General features: G+C 71.9%; 19 protein-coding genes. 7 read left to right on the forward strand and 12 right to left on the reverse strand.

Annotation, left to right across the window (positions count from 1 at the left end):
• Positions 1–51 precede the first annotated feature (51 nt).
• The 4 genes from KYK13_RS36370 (at position 52) to KYK13_RS36385 (ending at position 2,904) form a co-directional block, all read left to right on the forward strand.
• A complete protein-coding gene (locus tag KYK13_RS36370) occupies positions 52–1,530 on the forward strand; it encodes a hypothetical protein (protein ID WP_223639441.1) in 1,479 nt (492 codons plus the stop codon).
• 87 nt (positions 1,531–1,617) lie between these two features.
• Complete coding sequence (locus KYK13_RS36375; protein ID WP_223639444.1) at positions 1,618–2,049, forward strand: VOC family protein; 432 nt, start codon at positions 1,618–1,620, stop codon at positions 2,047–2,049.
• 10 nt (positions 2,050–2,059) lie between these two features.
• Entirely contained in the window at positions 2,060–2,422 is a 363-nt protein-coding gene (locus KYK13_RS36380) for a helix-turn-helix transcriptional regulator (RefSeq protein WP_223639447.1), read from the forward strand.
• Positions 2,419–2,904 carry an SRPBCC domain-containing protein gene (locus KYK13_RS36385; protein WP_223639450.1) on the forward strand — a complete coding sequence of 162 codons (486 nt, stop codon included), beginning with the start codon at positions 2,419–2,421 and terminating at the stop codon, positions 2,902–2,904. Before KYK13_RS36380 ends, KYK13_RS36385 begins: the two co-directional genes overlap by 4 nt.
• Positions 2,905–2,925: 21 nt before the next feature.
• Here the strand turns inward: KYK13_RS36385 and KYK13_RS36390 are convergent, their stop codons facing one another.
• The 3 genes from KYK13_RS36390 to KYK13_RS36400 all read right to left on the reverse strand — a co-directional run bounded on the left by KYK13_RS36390 (position 2,926) and on the right by KYK13_RS36400 (position 8,769).
• A complete protein-coding gene (locus KYK13_RS36390; RefSeq protein WP_223639451.1) occupies positions 2,926–3,870 on the reverse strand; it encodes a hypothetical protein in 945 nt (314 codons plus the stop codon).
• A gap of 195 nt (positions 3,871–4,065) precedes the next feature.
• Positions 4,066–5,634: a PAS domain-containing sensor histidine kinase gene (locus KYK13_RS36395; RefSeq protein ID WP_223639452.1), complete on the reverse strand. Its 1,569-nt coding sequence runs from the start codon at positions 5,632–5,634 to the stop codon at positions 4,066–4,068.
• A gap of 207 nt (positions 5,635–5,841) precedes the next feature.
• Positions 5,842–8,769: a TonB family protein gene (locus tag KYK13_RS36400; protein ID WP_223639456.1), complete on the reverse strand. Its 2,928-nt coding sequence runs from the start codon at positions 8,767–8,769 to the stop codon at positions 5,842–5,844.
• A 352-nt stretch (positions 8,770–9,121) separates the two neighbouring features.
• On the opposite strand from KYK13_RS36400, the gene KYK13_RS36405 reads away from it, so the two are divergent.
• Positions 9,122–9,535: a hypothetical protein gene (locus tag KYK13_RS36405; RefSeq protein ID WP_223639459.1), complete on the forward strand. Its 414-nt coding sequence runs from the start codon at positions 9,122–9,124 to the stop codon at positions 9,533–9,535.
• A gap of 17 nt (positions 9,536–9,552) precedes the next feature.
• Here the strand turns inward: KYK13_RS36405 and KYK13_RS36410 are convergent, their stop codons facing one another.
• The 8 genes from KYK13_RS36410 to KYK13_RS36445 form a co-directional block, all read right to left on the reverse strand.
• Positions 9,553–9,966, reverse strand: a complete 414-nt coding sequence (locus KYK13_RS36410) for a helix-turn-helix transcriptional regulator (RefSeq protein WP_223639461.1) — start codon at positions 9,964–9,966, stop codon at positions 9,553–9,555.
• A 314-nt stretch (positions 9,967–10,280) separates the two neighbouring features.
• Positions 10,281–11,105 (reverse strand): DUF4157 domain-containing protein, encoded by an 825-nt coding sequence (locus KYK13_RS36415; RefSeq protein WP_223639464.1) that lies wholly within the window; start codon positions 11,103–11,105, stop codon positions 10,281–10,283.
• On the reverse strand, positions 11,065–11,442 hold the full coding sequence (locus KYK13_RS36420; protein ID WP_223639466.1) for a hypothetical protein: 378 nt from the start codon (positions 11,440–11,442) through the stop codon (positions 11,065–11,067). The genes KYK13_RS36415 and KYK13_RS36420 overlap by 41 nt, the downstream gene beginning before the upstream one ends.
• Positions 11,443–11,614: 172 nt before the next feature.
• Positions 11,615–12,775 carry a metallophosphoesterase gene (locus KYK13_RS36425; RefSeq protein WP_370645232.1) on the reverse strand — a complete coding sequence of 387 codons (1,161 nt, stop codon included), beginning with the start codon at positions 12,773–12,775 and terminating at the stop codon, positions 11,615–11,617.
• 212 nt (positions 12,776–12,987) lie between these two features.
• The gene (locus tag KYK13_RS36430) at positions 12,988–15,390 is read right to left on the reverse strand and encodes an MYXO-CTERM sorting domain-containing protein (protein ID WP_223639469.1); all 2,403 of its coding nucleotides are present in this window, start codon (positions 15,388–15,390) and stop codon (positions 12,988–12,990) included.
• A gap of 50 nt (positions 15,391–15,440) precedes the next feature.
• The gene (locus KYK13_RS36435) at positions 15,441–15,941 is read right to left on the reverse strand and encodes a hypothetical protein (RefSeq protein ID WP_223639472.1); all 501 of its coding nucleotides are present in this window, start codon (positions 15,939–15,941) and stop codon (positions 15,441–15,443) included.
• 15 nt (positions 15,942–15,956) lie between these two features.
• Positions 15,957–16,457 carry a cupin domain-containing protein gene (locus KYK13_RS36440; protein WP_223639475.1) on the reverse strand — a complete coding sequence of 167 codons (501 nt, stop codon included), beginning with the start codon at positions 16,455–16,457 and terminating at the stop codon, positions 15,957–15,959.
• Positions 16,458–16,471: 14 nt separating this feature from the next.
• On the reverse strand, positions 16,472–17,251 hold the full coding sequence (locus KYK13_RS36445) for a class I SAM-dependent methyltransferase (RefSeq protein WP_223639477.1): 780 nt from the start codon (positions 17,249–17,251) through the stop codon (positions 16,472–16,474).
• A gap of 99 nt (positions 17,252–17,350) precedes the next feature.
• Here KYK13_RS36445 and KYK13_RS36450 point away from each other — a divergent pair, with 99 nt between their 5' ends.
• Positions 17,351–18,646, forward strand: a complete 1,296-nt coding sequence (locus tag KYK13_RS36450) for a citrate synthase family protein (protein WP_223639479.1) — start codon at positions 17,351–17,353, stop codon at positions 18,644–18,646.
• Positions 18,647–18,741: 95 nt separating this feature from the next.
• Positions 18,742–19,029 carry a hypothetical protein gene (locus KYK13_RS36455; RefSeq protein ID WP_223639482.1) on the forward strand — a complete coding sequence of 96 codons (288 nt, stop codon included), beginning with the start codon at positions 18,742–18,744 and terminating at the stop codon, positions 19,027–19,029.
• Positions 19,030–19,104: 75 nt separating this feature from the next.
• Here the strand turns inward: KYK13_RS36455 and ychF are convergent, their stop codons facing one another.
• Positions 19,105–20,214 carry a redox-regulated ATPase YchF gene (gene ychF, locus KYK13_RS36460; RefSeq protein ID WP_223639485.1) on the reverse strand — a complete coding sequence of 370 codons (1,110 nt, stop codon included), beginning with the start codon at positions 20,212–20,214 and terminating at the stop codon, positions 19,105–19,107.
• Between the last annotated feature and the right edge of the window lie 32 nt (positions 20,215–20,246).

Raw genomic sequence — 20,246 nt, forward strand, 5'->3', positions numbered from 1 at the left:
GAGCAGGCTTTAATCAGAGGCGCTTCGCACTTCTCTCGGAGGGGGACAGGAATGCATCGTCGTTGGCTCGTCGTCGCGTTGCTCTTGATGTCCACGGGCTGCGCCCACTCGAAGCGGGCACCCGAGTCGGAGCTGCCCAAGTACGAGCACGTCTTCCAGAAGCCCCTGACGGAGGCGCTCGCCGCCACGCGCCAGTTGCTGGAAGAGCAGGGCTACACGTTCGAGGAAACAGAGGACCCCCACCAGCTCGTCACCACCTGGTCCGAGCCGGACCGGGCCGGGACACGCAACACCACGTACACGCGCTACCTGGTGACCGGCATCACCGTGGCCCCGCGTCAGTCCGTCGTCCGCATCTTCCGCATGACGCAGCAGACAATGGGCAATGACGTCGAGTGGAAGAAGGTCTGGTGGAAGATCTACCTGGAGCGCGCCGAACAGCAGGCCCAGCCCTTCGTGAAGAACGTGGACTTCGACCAGGACGACGCGGAGACCAGGCGCCTGTCCATGCTGCAAGGCGCCCAGCACGGCACCCGCGACCTGGACCTGGAGCAGGCCCTCACCCTGCGGCTGGAGTCCGCACCCTCTGTCGAAGTCATCGCGGGCAACGCGGTGGAGGAGAAGCGCCCCACCGCCGTGCGCGCGCCGGAGTTCTACCTGGGGCGCTGGAAGGAAGACGCCGTCGCGGCAGGCCCGTGCACCACGCCCGTGCGCGGCCTGCCGGAGCTGCTGCACCCGGGCCTCACGCTGCTCATCGGCGAGCAACTGGGCTCCAACGAAGTGCCGGACGTGGTGGGCCACGTAGCATGCCAGGCGGCCCAGACAGGGCTCGCCGTGACGCTGGGCCTGTCCATCCCCGACACGGAGCAGGCGCGCGTGGACGCATACCTCGCGAGCCCCGGCGCCCCGGCCGACCAGGACGCGCTGCTGGAGGGCCGCTTCTGGAACCGCCCGTACCAGGACGGCCGCAGCAGCCGCGCCGTGCTCGACCTCATCGACCGCATGCGCGCCCTGCGCGCGGCGGGCCTGCGGGTGTCGGTCGTGGCCTATGACACGGACGTGATGAACGGCAGCGAACGCGACGCGGCCCTGGCCCAGGTCTGGACGAAGCGCCGCGCCGCGAGGCCGGACGAGGTCCAGGTGGTGCTCGCGGGCAACACCCACACCCAGATGCAGAAGGGCACGCAGTGGGACCCGTCCTTCACGCCCATGGCGCACCTGATGAAGGACCGGTCGCTCGTCGTGCTGGACATGAGCTACGCGCAGGGCACGCGCTGGGGCTGCGACCTGAGCCGCGACAGCAAGCTGATCTGCGGCATCGTGGGTGCCACGCCCGCGCCAGCAGTGGCGGCCCGCGCCGGCCTGAGTCCGTACATCCAGCTGCGCCCCCCCTCCGCCGAGGGACTCCAGGGCCTGCTGTACGTCGGGCAGCTCACGCCCTCCTTCCCGGCCATCCTCGGCACCAAGGAGGCGCCGCCCACCGACCCCACCCTGGCCCCTCGGGCGCCCGGCGGCTTCCAGTACCGCTAGCGGCCCTGGTGGATTGACGACCGTTAACGTCAGGGTTAATCATTCGCCCTGACGTTAACGACTTTCCATCCTCCAGGAGTCACCGCCATGAAGCCCATTCCCCAGGACTGGCCGCGCATCTCTTCCAGTCTGTTCTACGTGGACGCCCCCGCCGCCATCGACTGGCTGGAGCGCGCCTTCGGCTTCCAGACGCGACTCAGGGTGGAGGGCGCGGACAACACCATCGTGCACTCGGAGCTGGTCTACGGCGAGGGCGTCATCATGGTGAACTCCTCCGGGCGCCACGGGCTCCACCAGAGCCCGCGGCTGCACGACGGCGTCAACACGCAGACGCTCATGGTCTACGTGGACGACGTGGACGCCCACTGCGCCCAGGCGCGCGCGGCGGGCGCGGTCATCTTCCAGGAGCCCGAGACCAAGAACTACGGCGACGACTGGGGCACCAACCGCTCCTATGGCGCCCAGGACCTGGAGGGCCACCGCTGGTGGTTCACCGCGCGCGTCGCCGGGCCGAAGTAGGCTCTCCGCCATGGCCACCCCGTCCGCGCTCGACCGCACCCTGGCCGCCCTCGCCGACCCCACGCGCCGGGGCGTCGTGGACCGGCTGCGTCGCCGGCCCCAGCCGGCCGGGGAGCTGGCCGCCGCGTTCGACATGAGCCCTCCGGCCATGTCCCGTCACCTGCGCGTCCTGCGGCAGACAGGGCTCGTGGAGGAGCGCATCGACTCGGACGACGCCCGCGTGCGCGTCTACTCGCTGCGCCCGGAGCCCTTCGCCGCCCTGCGCGGCTGGCTGGACGAGGTGGAGTCCTTCTGGGAGGACCAGCTGGGCGCCTTCAAGGCCCACGCCGAGCGCACCCGGGGCCCCAAGCCCTCCGGAGGCCGCAAGTCATGACCGCGGACCGCGCCCGCGTCACCACCTTCGTCGCCGTGTCCCCGCTGGACGCCTTTGAGGTCTTCACCGAGGAGACCGACCTCTGGTGGAACAAGGGCCCGCGCTACCGCTCCGTCAAGAACCCCCGAGGCGTCCTGCGCTTCGACCCGCCCGGCCCCGGCGGACGCCTGCTGGAGTCCTTCGAGGAGGACGTCTTCGAGATTGGCCGCGTGCTCGTCTGGGAGCCCGGCGCGCGGCTCGTCTTCCAGTGGCGCGCGAGCAACTTCGCCCCCGGGGAGTTCACCGAGGTCGACGTCCGCTTCGAGCCCACCTTCGGCGGCACCCGCGTCGTGCTGGAGCACCGGGGCTGGGACGCCATCCGCATGGACCACCCCGTGCGCCACGGCCTGGACGGCGCGGCCACCGTCGCCATGATTGGCCGCTGGTGGGGGGACCTCGTCACGCGCTACCGGCTCCACGCCGCGCGGGCCCGCCCCACCTGAGAAGCCCCACCCTGCCCGTGGCTACGGGCAGGCGCCGCAGTCCGCCGCGCAGCTGTCGGCCGTGTTGCCGGTGCCGCACTTCTCCGTCAGCTGGCACACGCCGTCGCCGCAGCGGTAGATGTCCTGGGGCAACATGCGCGTGGTGATGGGGCGGTAGTTCACGCCGTTGTACGTGCAGCGCGTGTAGTACGTCTTCGTGGCGTCCAGCGTGCAGTAGTACCGGCACGCGCCCACGTGCTTCATGGGCGAGCACGACGTCGTGTCACTCCAGGACGACAGGCCGCACGTGCGCACCGTGCTCTCGTCATAGTCCAGGTACGCGCCGTCATTCGCCGCGAACACGCCCTCGGACGTGAAGAGGTTGCCGAAGAAGCACGCCTCCTTCTCACTGTATGTATTCAGCTCCTCCGAGGTGTACGGCACCGCTCCGCCCGCCGCGTCTCGTCCCAGCAGGGAGATGTTCACGTGCACGCCATACTTGTTCGCGTGCGCCGCCAGGCACGCGCTCACCACCTGCTGCTCCGCCACCGTCGCCGGCTGCCCGCTCGACCACCCCTGCGCCAACCCCAGACTCCCCTCCCAGGCGTAGCGCGTCCCCGTGGCCGGAGACTGATACGACAACGTCACCCCCGCCCCCATCGAGCACTTCACCACGTAGCGCATCACCATGTCCGCCAACGCGGGATCCTGCTGGAACCAGCTCTGGAATGCGTTCGTGGACAGCCCCGCCACTGACAAGCCATTCACCAGCAAGCCATTGAGCGTCATGCCGTTCAACGTCATGCCGTTCAACGTCATGCCGTTCAACGTCATGCCATTGGTGGATGCGAGCGCGTCCGAGGACTGGCCCGGGACGTCCGAGCCTTCGTCGACGGGAGCGCCGCACCCCACCAGGGCCGCGGCCAGACAGAGCGCCGTCCAGAGGGAGGAACGGAACAGGGAATTGCGAGGGGAATTGAGGTGCATGGGGACTGCCTCCGCGTGGGTGGCCGCACGAGCCGTGCGGTCGGATCAACCGGTAAACGCAAGCCAATGAAGCGCGCAGTGCCCCTGCCCTCCCGGCCCATCCCCTTCGGTCCTTCGCCCAACACGCGCGGCGTGCGGCGGCGGACGCTCCTCCCCTTCACCGCACGGCGGCGAACGCTGACCCCTTCCGAAAGATCAGGCAGTTCGCGTCCGCCCCCGCCCCGCCTTGGCCTTCGCCTTCGGGCGCGGCGGCCGCGGCAGCCGCACCGTGAACGTGGTGCCGTCCTTCTGCGTCGACGTCACCTCCACCGTTCCCCCGTGCGCCTGGACGATCTCCTTCACGATGAACAGCCCCAGCCCCAGCCCGCTGTTGCGCCGGCCGCCCTGCCCCCGCTCGCCCTCGCCCTGGCGGAACGGATCGAACAGCCGCTCGCGCAGCTCCTCCGGGATGGGAGCGCCGGGGTTCTGCACCTCCAGCACCTGGTGCTCGCCCTTCGCCCAGCAGCGCAGGAACACCGGCGCCTCCGGGCTGCCATGCTCCAGCGCGTTGCCCACCAGGTTGGAGAGCACCTGCGCCAGCCGCTCCGCGTCCCACTCCCCTTCCGCCTTGCCGTCCACGTCCACCGCCACCGCGCGGTCCGGGTACGCCGCGGACAGCTCGTCCACCACCTGCTGGCACACCGCCCCCAGGTCCGTGGGGCCCTTGCGCAGCGGGATGCCGCCGGCCAGCCGGGCGCGCGTCAAATCCAGCAGGTCCGCGATCATGTTCCCCATGCGCGTCGCGGACGCTTCAATCCGCTGCGCGTGCTGGCGGTGCTGCTCCGGCGTGCACTCCAGCGGTCCCCGGCGCTTCTGCGCCCGCGCCGACAGCACGATGGCGTTGAGCGGGTTGCGCAGGTCATGCCCCAGGATGCCGATGAAGCGCTCGCGGAAGCGCGCCTCCTCCACCATCGACTCCAGCTGGCGGGTGCGCTCGGTGACGTCCATCATCGAGCCAATCATCCGCACCGGGCGCCCCTCGTCGTCGCGCGCCAGCACGCCCCGGTCCAGCACGTGCGCCCAGCTGCCGTCCGCGCGCTGGAAGCGGTACTCCTCGCTCCAGACGTCCCCCGTGGACGCGACGAACTCCACCAGCCGGTCCACCACCCGGTCCCGGTCGTCGTCGTGCACGCGCTCGCCCCACCAGCCCAGCTTGTGCTCCAGGATGGACGTGGCGTGGCCGAACGCGTCCCCCGTCCCCGGGTCCCACCGCACGCGGTCCGTGGCGAAGTGCCAGTCCCACAACACGTCATGCGTGGCGCGCGTGGCCAGCCGGTAGCGCTCCTCCGCCTCTCGCAGCGCGCTCACCGTCTGCTCCGCCCGAGCCAGCGCCGCCTCCACCTCCTCGCGCGCCGCCCGCTCCCTCGCCGCCTGGTGGGCATCCGCCGCCTGGCCCTCGTCGCGCGGCAACAGCCACAGCGCCAATCCCTCTCCGTGCCGCACCACCACGTACCGCCGCCCCGCCGGGTCCCCCGGCACCAGCCCCACGTGCGGCACACCGCGCATCAGCACGCGCACGAACGCCGCCACGTCGAACAGCGCGGCGCCGTCCCGCGCCCACAGGGAGACGTGACGGCCCAGCTCCAGGGAGCGCACCCAGCCCTCCGCCGGGACGTTCATGGACGTCCACCGGAAGTCGAGCGCATCCCCCGTCTCCCCGAACAGCGGCTCGAGGAGGATGCAGGGCGTCTCGCTGTCTGCGGACAGTTCCCATGCCGGAGCCATGCCTGGCCCCCAGGACAAACCCATCATCGTACTCCCCCCGACGCTACGGGTCTGTTTCCCCACCCATCACGTCGGTGCCGGGCAGGCTGGAAAAACCCGCGTCTCGCGGAATACTGACACATCTCGCCACGAGTGGAGCAGCCCTGCGGGGCAGGGGGCGCGAAAGAGTGCTCACCCCCGAGCACTGGACCTGCCCTCCGGGGCAGGTCAGTACCGGCCCTTGACGCCGATGATGGGCAGGGCGATGGGCAGACCCACCGCACTCTTGGTCAGGGGTTGCCGGGTGTAACCACCTCCCAGGTAGTCAAAGCCCAGCGTCTCCGTGTTGAGGGTGACGTTGAGCATGTCCAGGTAGGCCTCCAGGCTGAAGGTGTCATAGGCCCAGGCCTTGGAGACGCGCAGGTCGAAGCGGAAGAAGGGCGGCAGCCGGTCCGCCTGATCCCTGTCCACCTGCACCCAGGCGGGGCGGCCGTCGGAGTCGGTGCCCTCGCGGTGCGTCTGGCTTCCCAGGGTGCCGTACTCGGGGCGTCCGGTGTTGAAGTGGACCACGCCTCCCAGGGTGATGTTGTTGGAGAACTTGTGGCTGACCACCAGGTTCAGGATGTGTGTCTGGTCGAACGCGAAGGGCAGGTCCGCGCTGGCCTCGGAGATGGCCCGGCCTGATGAGTCATATCGATAGAAGGTGGTGCGCCGCGTGCTGCGCTGGAGGCTGTACGACAGCCAACCGAACCAGTTGTTCCCCAGCGGGTAGCGGATGAGCAACTCCAGGCCATACGCCAGGCCATGGCTGGTGAAGTCCGGGAGGTTCCAGTCGTCCCGGCTGACGGGCGGCTTCCCGATGTCGATCTGCCGCGCGCGCACCCGGCGGAAGCCGTCCTGACGGGGCCCCCGGCCGGGAGGTGGCGGCTCATCTGGATTGCCAACGCCATCCAGGTCGTCCTGCAGGCCCTCGTCGGAGAAGGGCGTGAGCTCGATGGTGCGCACCATGGGGTTCACATAGACATCCAGCCCCACCTCCCACTTCTCGAAGGCCTTCCACTCCACGCCGGTGGAGAGCTGGACGCCCTCCTGGAGGCCCAACAACAGACTGCCCACGTCCACCACGGGCAGGCTGATGAGGGTGGTGGGCGGCTGGTGGAAGATGCCCGCGCCCCCCTTGAGCGTCACGGTGTCGCTGAGCTTGCGGCGCACGGTGAGGCGCGGCTCGATGACCTTGTAGTCGAACCCGCCGGACAGGTGGTAGGCGTCCAGCCGCAGGCCGGGCACCACCGTCCAGCTGTCAGTCGGGGTCCACACGCCTTCCGCGTACGCGCCGGTGAAGGTGGCCAGCGCCACGGGCACGCGCACCGAGTCCGCGTCCACCGGCTGGCCGTTCTCCGTCCGGAGGACGTCCACGATGGCGCGCTTGTGTTCCACGTCCGCGCCCGCGCGCAGGAGGAGCCGCGCATCCAACGGCACGCTGTAGCCCAGGCGCCCGGAGTAGTTGTCCTGGTCGATGTAGATTTCGTCCCCGGCGTCCGGCCCGCGCGACACGACGGCGAAGCGGTCCAGGCCCCAGGTGCCGCCAAGCTCGAGCTCGCCCTTGCCCAGCGGGTGGCGGCCGCGCAGGTCCACGCGGTGGAAGTTGATGGACTGGAGCGCGGTGTCGCCCTGGTCGTCCTGCGCCTCGGAGCCGAAGGTGTCCGACGAGCCAAAGGCAAACAGCCGCAGCTTGCCTCTGCCCACGTCCTGCTCCACGCGGGCCTGGTAATCCCAGAAGTCCAACACCACCTTCGGGTTGGTGCGCCCCGGCGGCGGCGGGTCCTGCAACTGATTGGCCGCGAGCGCGATGATCCACGGTGTATAGGAATAGCGCCCGGCGAGGCTGACGTTGGTGCCGGTGGACTTGAAGGGCGTCTCCAGGAAGAAGCCCGCGTTGATGAAGTCCGCGTAGGCGCTGCCGTGCACGCGGTCGTCGCGAGGGCGGGTGAGGCGCCCGTCGATGGCGCCGCCCATCAGCCGGCCGTACTGCGGCGGCGGCGAGCCCGGGTAGAAGTCGATGGCGTCCAGGAAGTCCGGGTGGATGACCGCGGGCCCCAGGAACAGGTGGAAGAGGATGGGGATGCGGATGCCGTCCAGGAAGTAGCCCGTGGACGCGGGCTGGCTGCCGCGCACCACCGGGTACGCCACGCCGGACAGCATGCTGCCCACGCCCGGCAGCAGCATCACCACGCGGAAGGGGTCGCCCATGGTGCCGGGCACCTCGCGCAGCTCCGCGTCGTGCAGCGTGATGCGGCTCACCTCCGTGCGCTCGCGGTCGCCTCGCACCACGGTCTCGTAGGGGTTCACCACGAGCGGCTCCAGGCCGTAGACGACCTCCAGCGACTCGCTGGCCTTCAGCGCCTCGCGGAACACGCTGGGCTTGTGGCCGGGAGCGGACACCCGCACCGCCTGGCCGCCCGTGGGGAAGCGCGCCTCGAAGCGGCCGTTCTCGTCCGTCTGCACCGGTGCGTCCGGCGCGGCGTCCGACACCAGCGTCGCGCCAATCAGCGGCCGGCGGTTGCCCTTCTCCCGCACCAGGCCCTTGAGGGTGATGGGCCCTGACGGCGCCAGCGTGCCACCGTCCGCGTTGGCGGCCACCGCCATGGGCGCCTCGAAGCGGTACTCGAAGAAGAGGCGCACCGCGACGGGCTGGCCCTCCATCATCGCGGGAGAGAAGCGCAGCGAGGGCGCCGCGTGCAGCGCGGCCTCGTTGAGCAGCGGGTGCACGCCCTCCACCAGCGTGGCGGTGTCCACCTCGCCGGCCTCGTCCACCAGCAGCTCCAGCTTCACCGTCCCCGCCACGCCCTCGCCCACCAGCGAGGGCGGGTACGGCGCGGGCGAGTCCCGCACCAGCGCGGGCGGCACGAAGGCGGCCACTGCGGGGCCGCCGTCCGCCACTTCCGGCCCCGCGCCGGTCTCCACCGCCCAGCCCGCGTCCGTGCGCTGGAGCTCCGCCTCCTTCGCCACCGGCCCCCCGCCCCCGTCCAGGCCGCCGTCCCCTTCCGTCCACGGCGCGTCAGGAGACTGCGCGCGAGCGGGCGATGGCCACGGCAGACACACCGCGAGCAGCAACGCGGCGACCCACCAGGACGTGCTCCTCTTCGCGAAGGTCATGGGCGATGGCGTTCGTGCGCGGCAGGTCCCGGCCGGCATCCATGAGGCCAGGGGATATCCGCCCTGACAAGCGCGGCCCCGTGACGCGTGCCATCACCGCCCGTCGAGCGCACAGGTGGCGCCGCACCCTTTCCGCTGGAGGACATTGGCCCTCCGCGTCACGTCGCACCGTGGATGCCCGGCCCCGCCTCGCGGACGGGGCGCACCCTTTCGGATCCATCCCCACCTTGGAGGCAAGTCGCCCTTCCCTTTCCCCGGACGCCATGAAACGCCCCAGTCCTTCCAGAGCGCTCTTCCACGACATGCACCGAGACAGGGTTCGCGCGGCCTCCGGCGTCACGCGAGCCTGCTCATGATTCCCCCGCCGTCCCTGCGATACCTCCCTCACGGACTGCTCGCGTCATTGCTGTTGGGCCTCATGTTGACGCCGGTGCTCTTCCCGCCGTCGCTGGCGCGCGCGGGGAACGACGGGCCGGACACCTTCATCGACGAAGGGCCCCCGGGGGCCACGCCCTCCAGGGAGGCCACCTTCGTCTTCACCGCCACCACGCTGAAGCCCGTGTTCTGGTGCTCGCTGGATGGCAGCCTCTACATCCCCTGCGAGTCCCCGTGGCGCCTGAAGGACCTGCCCGTGGGCGAGCACACCCTGGACGTGTACGCGGTGGACGTGAACACCGGGCACCGGGACACCACCCCGTCCGGCTGGGTGTGGCGGGTGACGAAGAGCCCCGCCCCTCCGGCCCGGCCTCCCGCGTCCGCGCCCTGAACGGGCGTCAGGCTCCTTCAGCGGCGCGTGGGCAGGATGGCGCTGGCCACCAGGCTCATCAGCTTGAGCTGGGGACGCGGCAGCCGGCGCACCGCGCGCAGCAGACGGCGCATCTCCGGCAGGTCGTCCTTGTCCGTGGAGTCCTCCTCCCACAGCCCCGCGCCCGCCGCCGCCGCCAGGGCCAGCCCCAGCGACGCGTCCGCGGACAGCTGCAGCGCCAGGCACAGCCGGAACAGCGTGGGGACGCTGGGCATCATCTTGCCCCGCTCCAGCCGGCCATAGACCTCCGACGCGATGCCGACGCGGTCCGCCACGTCCGCCTGCGTGAGGCCAGCCCGCAGCCGCGCGGCCCGGGCCGCCGCCCCCACGCTGACCGCCAGCTTGCGCTCCAACTGCCGCCGCGACAGCGCCGCCGCCGACGCCGGCGCCATACGGGGCTTCTTCCGGACGCGACCGGAAGCGAGAGGACCTCGGGGGTGGGTTTTCACCACATCAACCTTGCACGTGACGTCCCCGGTGGGGGGCCGCAAGGCCCGCGACCCCTCCACCGCCGGAACGGTTCAGAGGTCGTTATAACCCGCCACGTCACCCGGGCCCATCCCTATATGGGAGGTAGTCCTGCATTCCCCCCGCCCACTGGAGGCACGCCGTTCATGGCGCCATTAGCCCACATGAAACGACACGCAACTCCCGGAAGCCGTGAAGGATTCTCCAGGTTCGGGGGCCCGGGGTTGCGCTGAAGGCCTCAAGGCGCGCCGCGGCCGGCGTAGAGGCAGTCCAGGGCCTCGTCCAGCAGGCACAGGGCGGCGTCGCTCCAGCCGCGCAGCCGCTGCTGGGGCGTGGGGCGGCCCACGTGGGGGATGAGCTGGGCGTCGGCGGCGTCCTCGATGAACTGCGCCTGCTGCTCCGGGTTGAGCTCCGCCCAGCGCCGGTGGCCCACGGCCTTGCGCCAGTCGTAGCCGTCCCCCACGTACTGCGCGGCGAGCGCGCCGCTCAGGTAGCCCGTGCCGCCGTGCTGGTGCTGCCAGACGTGGGTGAGCTCGTGCACCAGCAGCCGGAAGCCCACCGCGCCGTAGCCGGGGGGCACGAAGAGGATGTCGCCGTGGGCGAACGCGCGGCCCGGCAGGCCCAGCAGCCCCAGGGCCCCCTCCTTCACGCGCACGCAGCGGAAGTCCACGCTGTCGCCGAAGATGGGGCGCAGCCGGTCCATCTCCGCGTCCGTCAGCCGCCGGCCCACGGGCTCCAGGCCCGTCACCACCTGCACGGCGGACAGCACGCGCCCGCCCAGCATCAGCACCAGGTCCACCGGCACCTGCGCCACGCGGAACAGGGAGCGCTTGAGCTGGGGCAGCCCCTCACGCCTGCGCCCCGTCGCGCAGCGGGCCACGCCGCCGGCGAAGAGCATCAGCGCCAGGTACGCGCTGCGCGCGGCGCCCGCGGACGCCCCGGCGATGCCGGTGAACAGCCCGTGGCCCGCGTCCGCCACCCGCGCCGTCAACGGCGCCAGGCGGGGAGCGTCACGGCGGGAGTCACGGACGGCTTGCGGATGGAGCGACGTGGGAGACGCCAAGGACTCTCTCCAGGAGCGAACGCAGCTCTCCCGCCCGCCAGGGCCGGCCGAGTGCGAAGTGGGTATGGCAGGCCGTCGGGAAGGAGGAGCTCGCTTCGGGACGGAAGCCGGAGGACAGGAGGATGCGCGGGCCGTGGAAGCCCCGGTCCACCAACCGGCAGAGGAAGTCGCTCACGACGCGGCGATCCGCGTCCAAATCCAACACCAGCCCGTCCACCGTCACGCCCACGTCCAGCCGCCGGTCCGCCGACGTCGCCCCCAGCGCCGTCACCAGCCGGCACCGCAACCCCACCTCCCGCGCCACCGCCAGCCGGACCTCGGGGGCCTCGGAAATCACCAGCAGCGTCGGCGCCGCCTTCCCCGCCCGGGGCCCCGAAGCCGGGCCCCGAACCCCTCGCCGCGCCCCCGGGGCCGCGGGCGCCGTGGGACGGCTGAAAGCGAATTCCGGGACTAGGAGGGAAGACGATGCGCTGGACACACCCCAACAATAAGCAGCAAGAACGGAAATATCAAGCTTGGCTTGAATCTCCGTCAGAACTGGGAGCTCCTACCAGGGTGAGGGATGCGATCTCCGGGGCGGGGCCCAGGCGCATGGGGGGGCCCCAGTAGCCGGTGCCGCGGTGCGTATAGACCCGGGTCCCGGCGACGGTGGCCAGGCCCTTCACGACGGGCTGCTGGAGCTTCACGAAGAACATGAAGGGGAAGATCTGCCCGCCGTGGGTGTGGCCGGACAGCTGGAGGTCCACGCGCAGGCCCTCCAGGGAGAGGGCGGTGCGGGGCTGGTGGGCCAGCAGCAGGCGGGGCACGTCCGGCGGGGCGCCGGCGAGCGCGAGGTCGGGGCGGCTCGCCAGGGGTGGAGCGATGTGGCCCGCGTCGTGGTCGGTGACGCCCGCGACGACGAGCCGGGCGCCGCCGCGCTCCACGACGCGGTGCTCGTTGGTGAGGACGGTGATGCCCAGCCGGGCGACCTCGGCCATCCAGGCGCGTGCGCCGTGGTAGAATTCGTGGTTTCCGGTGACGTAGTAGACGCCCAGCGGGGCCTTGAGGGAGGCAAGCGGCGTCATCTGGTCGCGCAGCTCGTCCACGGAGCCGTCCACCAGGTCGCCGGTGATGGCGACCAGGTCCGGCTTGAGGGCGTTGACCTGGTCCACCACGCGCTGGAGCCACACGCCGTCCAGGGTGGGGCCCACGTGCACGTCGGACAGCTGCACGACGCGCAGGCCCTCCAGGCCCGGGCCCAGGTCCTTCAGCGCCACGGTGGTGCGCTCCACGCGGGCCTTGCCGCGCGCGGTGACGAAGGCGAAGGCCACGGCGGGCACGGCGGTGGCCAGCACGGCGGCCGCGCGGCCCCGGGCGAGCGCGTGCATGTCGGTGACGGCGCCGGACAAGGACAGCACGGCCCCGACGACGTCCGAGGCCAGCACGGCGGTGAGGAACACACCGAAGGCGCCCAGCCAGAGGTACGCGCCCCACTGGATGACGCGGGTGAAGCCGGTGGCCTCACCACGACGCGCGGCGCGCAAGCCCGCCAGCAGGAGGAGGTAGCAGAGGCCCAGCAGGCCCCACCCCAGCGCGGCCCAGGGAGCGGGCCAGCCGGGCGCGGAGAAGAGGCGCACGCCGATATAGACATGCAGCAGGGTAGGCAGGCCCAACCCCAGGAGCAGGGACACCGCCCACCGCCAGTTGCGGGCACCGGCCGAGCGCCTTGTCCGCCGCGAGGGAGCTTCTTCCGAGGACACGTCCGTCGTCACGCGCGACACCCTTGTCGTCCCGGGAGCCGGGACGCCTTCGAGCGCGGGAAGATAACGGCCACCCCCACGCGGCGCCCGACGCCCCCTCCGGAGCCTCTTCCGGAGCCCCCTCCGGACGCCTGGCGGGTCCCTCAGCTCCGCGAACGGCGGCGGCGCGCCAGGGCGCCCAGGCCCACCAGCGCCCACAGGCTGATCATCCCCGCGGGCGCCGAGCCACAGCCGCAGCCCACGTCCAGGTTGGTGGGGCCCCGCACCTGGAAGCCCACCTCGGGTGAGCGCGGCCCCGCCTCGCCCTCGTCCGTCACCCCCTGCGCGACGACCTTGTGCGCCCCCGTCGCGAGCGCCTTGTCCGCCGTCAGCACGTGGCGGAAGACGCCTTCTTCATCCGCGGTCGCGGTGGCGAGCGAGGTGCCGTCCAGCTCCAGCCGCACGGTCGTGCCGGGCAGCGCCACGCCCACGAACGCGAAGGTCGGCTCCACCGTGGCGCCCTCCGCGGGCACGACCACCATGGGCACCACCGGATCCACCGGGCCCGCGTCGGTGTCCGTGCCGCCGTCCGCGCCGGGCACCACCACCTCGAAGCCCACGACGTCCGAGTACGGGCCGTCCTCGCCCGCCTCGTTGTGCGAGTGCACCGTGACCTTGTGCGAGCCCACGCTCAGCGGCGAAGAGGCCGGAACCTGGTAGCGGAAGCGCCCCAGCAGGTCCAACGGCACCAGGTGGTCCGGCCCGTCGTCGATGACCACGCCCACGTTCACGCCATTGGCCGCCGTGCCGGCGAACAGCGGCGTGGGGCCCACCGTGTCCCCATTCGAGGGCACCACCAGCACGGCCATCTGCACGACGCCCCCGTCCGCGAGCACCACCGCGGGCGTGGTGAAGCTCACCGCATCGGAGGGCCTGCTCGCCACCCCCAGCCCCTCCGCCCAGGCGACGGCCTGGTGCGTGCCCGCGCTCAGCGGCGTGGTGGCGTTGTAGGTGAAGCGGCCATCCGAGCCCGGAACCGTCGCGCCCAGCTCCCGCCCGTCCACGACGATGCGCACGACCGGCCCGTTGGTGCCCGCGGTCCCCGCGAAGCGCGGGCGCGTGGTGGTGGACACCTCGCCCTGCGCGGGCATGGAGAGGACCGGCGTCACGGGCACCTGGTAGCCCTCGGGCAGCAGCTGCACCGTGCCCGTGGACGTGCCTCCGTCAGGCGACGGGCCCCCGTCCGGGGTGCCCGCATCCGGCGCCGAGGTGGAGGACGGGGTGGCCCCGTAGGACCCCGCGCCCGGGTAGGAGGACACGCCCGCGTTGCCCGCGCTCACGTTGTCCGTGCACGTGATGGCACTGCCCTGCAGCAGCAACCGGCCACCGGCGCCGCCGCCGCCCGGCCCCTGGGGCTGCTTGTCCAGGGTCACATTGCCACCCGCGCCACCGCGCGCCTCGACCGCGCCGCAGGACAGCACATCCGCCGAGCGCAGCACCACCGCGCCTCCCGCGCCGCCGCCGCCCGCGCCGTCATTGCCCGTGGCGCTCCCCGCCGTGGAACCCGAGGCGCTGTACACGCCCTTGCCGTCGAACGCGGCGGCGCGGATGAACACCACGCCGCCGCCCGCCGCGCCGCTGGTGCCGAACGCATCGAAGCCCTGGCCCGCGCCGCCGCCACCGCCGAACGCGAAGCGGTCGAACACGGAGTAGCTCAGCGCCGCGCCGCCCTGCCCGCCCTCGTCTCGCGAGCCGTCGTCCAGGGCCGTGCGCCCACCGTTGCCACCCACGCCACCGTGGCCGCCACCGCCACCGCCAGAGGCCGCGCAGTTGCCTCCGCCGCCGCCGTTGGCCAGGTTGCCGCGCCCGTTGGCGATGCCAGTCTTGGAGACCTGTCCCGCCGCGCCCTCGCCGCGCATGGAGCCGCCCTTGCCGCGCTCCAGCTCCAGGCCCGTGCAGCCCGTCAGGCCCGCCGTGTCCGCCTCGAAGGTGCCGCCCAGGTAGCCCATGCCGTCCGCGTCGATGCGGCCGTCGTTGCTCACCTTGCCCGTCACCAGCATCGCGAGGATGCCGCCGGACCTGCCGTTCCACGGCAACGCGGAGAGGCGCGCGCCCTCCGGGATGATGACATCGGAGTACTCGGCCACGCGCACCACCTGGGTGCGCCCCGTCGTGTACGCGTAGCGCAGCGGCGCGGTCAGCCCCAGGGTGGTGGGCGTGGTGGACGACACCGTCTCCACCCGCGCCATCTCCCAGCGCCCGAGCGTCACCGGCCCGACCAGCGACACGTCCTTGCTGTTGCCCACGTCGGGCGCGGGCGACAGGCCGGTGCTGTCGTGGATCATCACCAGGTCGCCAGGGGAGACCTTGAGGCCGGACACGACCAGCGCCTTGGCCCCGGCCGCGACATTCCTGCCCAGCGGCGCATCCATGCCCAGGGTCCGTCCCTGCCCGGCGGTGAGGGTCAGCACCCCATCGCGTCCGGTGCCCAGGCCAAAGGAATCCGGCTCCGCGCGAGCGACCTGCGCCAGGAGCAATCCAACGAAGAGAGCCAGCGTGATGCGCATGCCCCCATGGTGCCCCACCGGGCGTCCGGGGTCGAGAGAGGCTCCCCGTCTCAGCGGGACGCAACCAGGTCCTGGAGCCCCCGCGCGTTGAGGGGCGCGAAGAAGGGCTGCCGCAAGAGCCGGCCCAGCGCGCGGCGCTCGACGCAGAGCAGCTGGAGCGAGTCCTCCCACTCCCCCAGCACCGCCACCGCGCGCACGTCCGCCGCGTCGCGGTACAGGTCGTTGAGGTTGTGCACGAGCGCGGACACGTCCTCCACCTCCCAGCGCTCCGTGACGTCGCCCGCGGCGATGTGCAGCTCCAGCGCGGGGCGCTCGCGCACGTCCACCACCTTGAGCCGCCGGGCCGCGCCGCCCATGGCCGCGGTGAGCGGGCCCATCAGCTCATCCGGCCGGACGCCGTACCCCACGGTGAGCCCGCCCGCGAGCAGGCCCGCGTCGCACAGCCGCAACAGCGACACGTGGGGAGGCTCGCCCTTCGGCACCAGCGCGGAAGCGGCGGCGGGGTCCTTGAGCAGCCGCTCGCGGTCGAGCGCATCCAGCAGGGAGGCCATGGCCCGGCCACCCTATCAGGGCTCCTCGCCCTCCCAGTAATCCACCTGCGCGTCCAGGGGCAGATACGCGTGCAGCGTGCGCGACGCCTTGTCTCCCCCGGGCGCGGCCCCCGCGAAGACGCCCACCTTCTTCGAGTCCGGATACATGAGCACGTCCGGCGCCTCCATGGTGGAGAAGCACAGGTAGCGCAGCGGCTCCGGGCCGTCGTTGATGAGCTGGTGCGCGCACTCCGCGCCCGGCGGCAGCGCGACGTAGTCCCCCGCGCGCACGGGCAGCGTCTCCTGCCCCAGGCGCATGGAGCCCGAGCCGGACAGGACATAGACGGCCTCTTCATTGCCCAGGTGGTAGTGCAGCGGCCACGAGCGGCGGCCCGGCGGGAGCTCCACCAGGCTGCACCCGAGCTTGCTCCCGTGCGCGGCGGCGCCCAGCTGCTTGCGCCTGAGCGCCACGCGGCTGCCGTGGGCGAGCTCGGTCCAGGGGACGTCTTCGGAATGAACGAGGTGGGGTGAGGACATGGTGGACTCCTGTGTCACGGGCGCTCCGCGATGAGCGCGAACACGCGGTGGGGAACGGACATCGGCTCCTGGGGGAAGCGCGCGGCGAGGATCGCGCCCAGCGCGGCATCGAAGCGCTCCACCTGCTCGGGCGCGAGCATGGCGCCCACCCGCGCGTTGGCGCGCATCCGTCCGCGCCACGCCTCGTGGGTGTAGGGCGTGAGCGTGTCGAAGGTGAAGGACGTCAGGGACTGGAAGCCGGCGACCCCCACGTCGCGGAACCACTGCGGGTAGATGCCCACGCCCTGGCCGAAGCGATCCACGGCCAGCTGGACGCGCGGGCTGAACTCCTCCACCAGGGCCTCGGTGGCCTCCAGCAGGTTGCCGGGCAGGGCCGTCCAGTCGAAGTGGCAGATGATCAGCTTCCCGCCGGGCTTGAGCAGGCGCAGCACCTCGCGCGCGGCGGCGGCGCGGTCGAACCAGTGCCAGCACTGGCCCGCGAACACGCGGTCGAAGGCGCCCGAAGGCAGGCCGGTGTTCTCCGCGGGCGCCTCGCGGAAGTCCACGCGGAGGCCCTCGTCACGGGCGAGCCTGGCGGCGGCCTCCAGCTGCGGCGCGGACACGTCCAGGGCGGTGACGTCGCAGCCGCGCCGGGCCAGGTTGCGCGCGACGGTGCCGGTGCCGGTGCCCAGGTCGAGCACCCGCAGCCCGGGCGTGAGCACGCCGTCCTGTTCGAGCCGCGTGTAGAAGGCCTCCGGGAAACCCGCCCGGTGCTTCGCGTAGTCCGACGACGTGCGTCCAAAGTCCACGTTCATGGTCGCTCTCCCCGCCTGGAATGGCCTCGCCCCGGGCGGTTCAACTCGACAGGAGGGTCCAGTCGAGTCGAGACTCCGCTCCAGGGAGGCACGCGAAACATGGTGCGTCGTGCAGGGGGACGTTCTCAATCTCGATTCGACCATCCAGTTGAGGAGGAGCTTCTGCGCGCGGATGAAGCGGCGGCCCTGCTGGGTGTGAAGCGGGCGACGCTCTACACGTACGTGAGCCGGGGGCTCGTGCGGTGCGTGCCGGAGAAGGGCACGAAGGAGAACCGCTACCTGCGCGTGGACGTGGAGCGACTGAAGACGCGCCACGACGCCCGGGCGGGCCACGCGGCGGTGGCGTCCGGAGCGCTGCGCTGGGGCGAGCCTGTCATCGACTCGTCGGTGTCGCGCATCAGTGAAGAAGGACTCTCGTACCGGGGGCACGACGCGGTGGAGCTGGCCACGCGGGGCCAGAGCTTCGAGGACGTCGCGGAGCTGCTGTGGACCGGGCACCTGCCCCGGGAGTCCACGGCATGGCCCGCGCCAGAGGCCCCACCGGCGGCCCTCACGCCCGCCGCCCTGTCGGCCCTGCTGCCGCGAGACACCCCGCCCCTCTCCGCGCTCGCCGCGCTGGTGCCGCTGCTCGCGGTGGGCGACGCGGGCCGCTTCGCCGCGCCCGCGGAGCAGGACATGGCTCGCGCACGCCGGCTCATCCGCCACCTGGGCGCGTGGGTCTGCGTGGCCCAGGCCCCCGGACGCGTGTCGCGCGCGTTGAAGGAACCCACGATGGCCGCGTCACTGGCCATGGCCTGGGACGCGAAGCCGAAGCGGACCGCGGAGCTGATCAACCTGGCGCTGGTGCTCTGCGCGGACCATGAGCTGAACACCTCCACCTTCGCGGCCCGCGTGACGGCCTCCTCCGGCGCGGACCTGTACGCGTGCATCTGCGCGGCGCTCGCGGCCATCTCCGGCCACCGCCACGGCGGCGCCTGTGACCGCGTGGAGGCACTCATCGCGGAGGTCGGCCGTCCAGAACGCGCCGCGCAGGTCATCCACGGCCGCCTGCGCCGGGGAGAGGCCGTGACGGGCTTCGGCCACCGCCTCTACCGCGAGGGTGACCCGCGAGTGCCCCCGCTCGTCGCCGCCGCGTCGGGCGTGAAGCCCGAGCCCCTCAAGGTCCGCGTGGCCCACGCCGTCATGGACACCATGCGGGACGCCGGCCATCCGCCCCCCTCGCTGGACTGGGGACTGGTGATGCTCGCGGACGCGCTGGGCCTGCCCTCCGGCGCCGCCACCGTGCTGTTCAGCCTGGGCCGCACCGCGGGCTGGGTCGCCCACGTCCTGGAGCAGCGCGAGCAGGGCCACCTGCTCCGCCCCCGCGCCCGCTACGTGGAGCCCCCATCCCGGTAGCACCGTGAAACACGCCGCGCGGCTGTTGCATGGCGTGCACGCCGCGCGGCTTTCCGTTTGGCGTGCCGCGCCTCTGTGCACACACTGCCGGCCCCGTGAGCGCCTCCCGTCACACCGTGCCCTATCCCGCCCTGATGTTGCTCGGCAACGTGGCCTTCATCGCTTCGTGGATCGTCATCCTCAAGCGCCCCGAGGGCTGGCAGGTCGTGGGCCCCCTCCTCCTGGCCCTCTTCCTCGCGCTGCGAGTGGGCGGCGTGTGGAGGTACGCCCTGGACACCGTGGACCCCACCGGCCGCATGAAGCGCTCCGCCATCCTCTCCACCGTGCTGGCCGCGCTCGCCGTGGGCCTGTGGGGCTACACCTGGCTGAGCGGCCCCCGGTAGAAACGAAACGGGCGCCCCTTCCGTGAGTGGAAGGCAGCGCCCGTCGTCACTTCCCACCGCGGGGAAGGCCCCGCGTCAGACGTTGAAGCGGAAGTGCATGCAGTCGCCGTCCTGCACGACGTACTCCTTGCCTTCCACGCGCAGCAGGCCCTTCTCCTTCACCGCCGACTCGCTGCCCAGCTTCACCAGGTCCGTCCACGAGAAGACTTCCGCCTTGATGAAGCCGCGCTCGAAGTCGGAGTGGATGACGCCCGCCGCCTGCGGCGCCTTGAAGCCCTTGTGGATGGTCCACGCGCGGCACTCCTGCTCGCCCACCGTGAAGTACGTCCACAGGCCCAGGAGCTTGTAGCCCTCGCGCACCACCTTGTGCAGGCCCGGCTCCGTCAGGCCGGAGTCCGCCAGGAAGCTGGGGCGCTCCTCCTCGGGGAGCTGCTGGATCTCCGACTCCAGCGCCGCCGCCAGCACCACCACGCCCGCGCCCTCCTTCGCGGCCATCTCGCGCACCGCCTGCACGCGCGGGTCCGCGTCCTCCTTGCCAATCTGCTTCTCGCTGATGTTCGCCACGTACAGCACGGGCTTGTCCGTCAGCAGGAACAGGTCCTGGATGGCCGCCTTCTCATCGTCGGTGAGCTTCTGCGCGCGCACCGTGACGCCCTCATCCAGCTTCGCCTTGATGCGCTCCAGGAGGGCGACCTCGGCCTTGGCCTCCTCGCCCGCCTTGCCGCCGACCTTGGTGTTCTTCAGCGAGCGCTCGCGGCGCTTCTCCACGGTCTCCAGGTCCTTGAGGCACAGCTCCGTGTCGACCACGTCCCGGTCCCGCACCGGATTCACGCCGCCCTCGACGTGGGTGACGTTGTCGTCCTCGAAGCAGCGCAGCACGTGGAGCACCGCGTTCACCTGCCGGATGTTCCCCAGGAACTGGTTGCCCAGGCCCTCGCCCTTGGACGCGCCGCGCACCAGGCCGGCGATGTCCACGAACTCCAGCGACGTGGGGATCTTCTTCAGCGGCTTGACGAGCGCCGCCAGCTTGTCCAGGCGCTCGTCCGGCACCGGCACCACGCCCACGTTCGGCTCGATGGTGCAGAACGGATAGTTCGCCGCCTGCGCGCCCGCGGCGGACAGGGCGTTGAACAGGGTGGACTTGCCCACGTTGGGCAGACCGACGATGCCGATGGAGAGAGCCATGATGGAATCCTGGAACAGGCGGGCGCGGCGGA

Origin of the sequence: Corallococcus sp. EGB (assembly GCF_019968905.1) — a bacterium.
GTDB lineage: Bacteria > Myxococcota > Myxococcia > Myxococcales > Myxococcaceae > Corallococcus.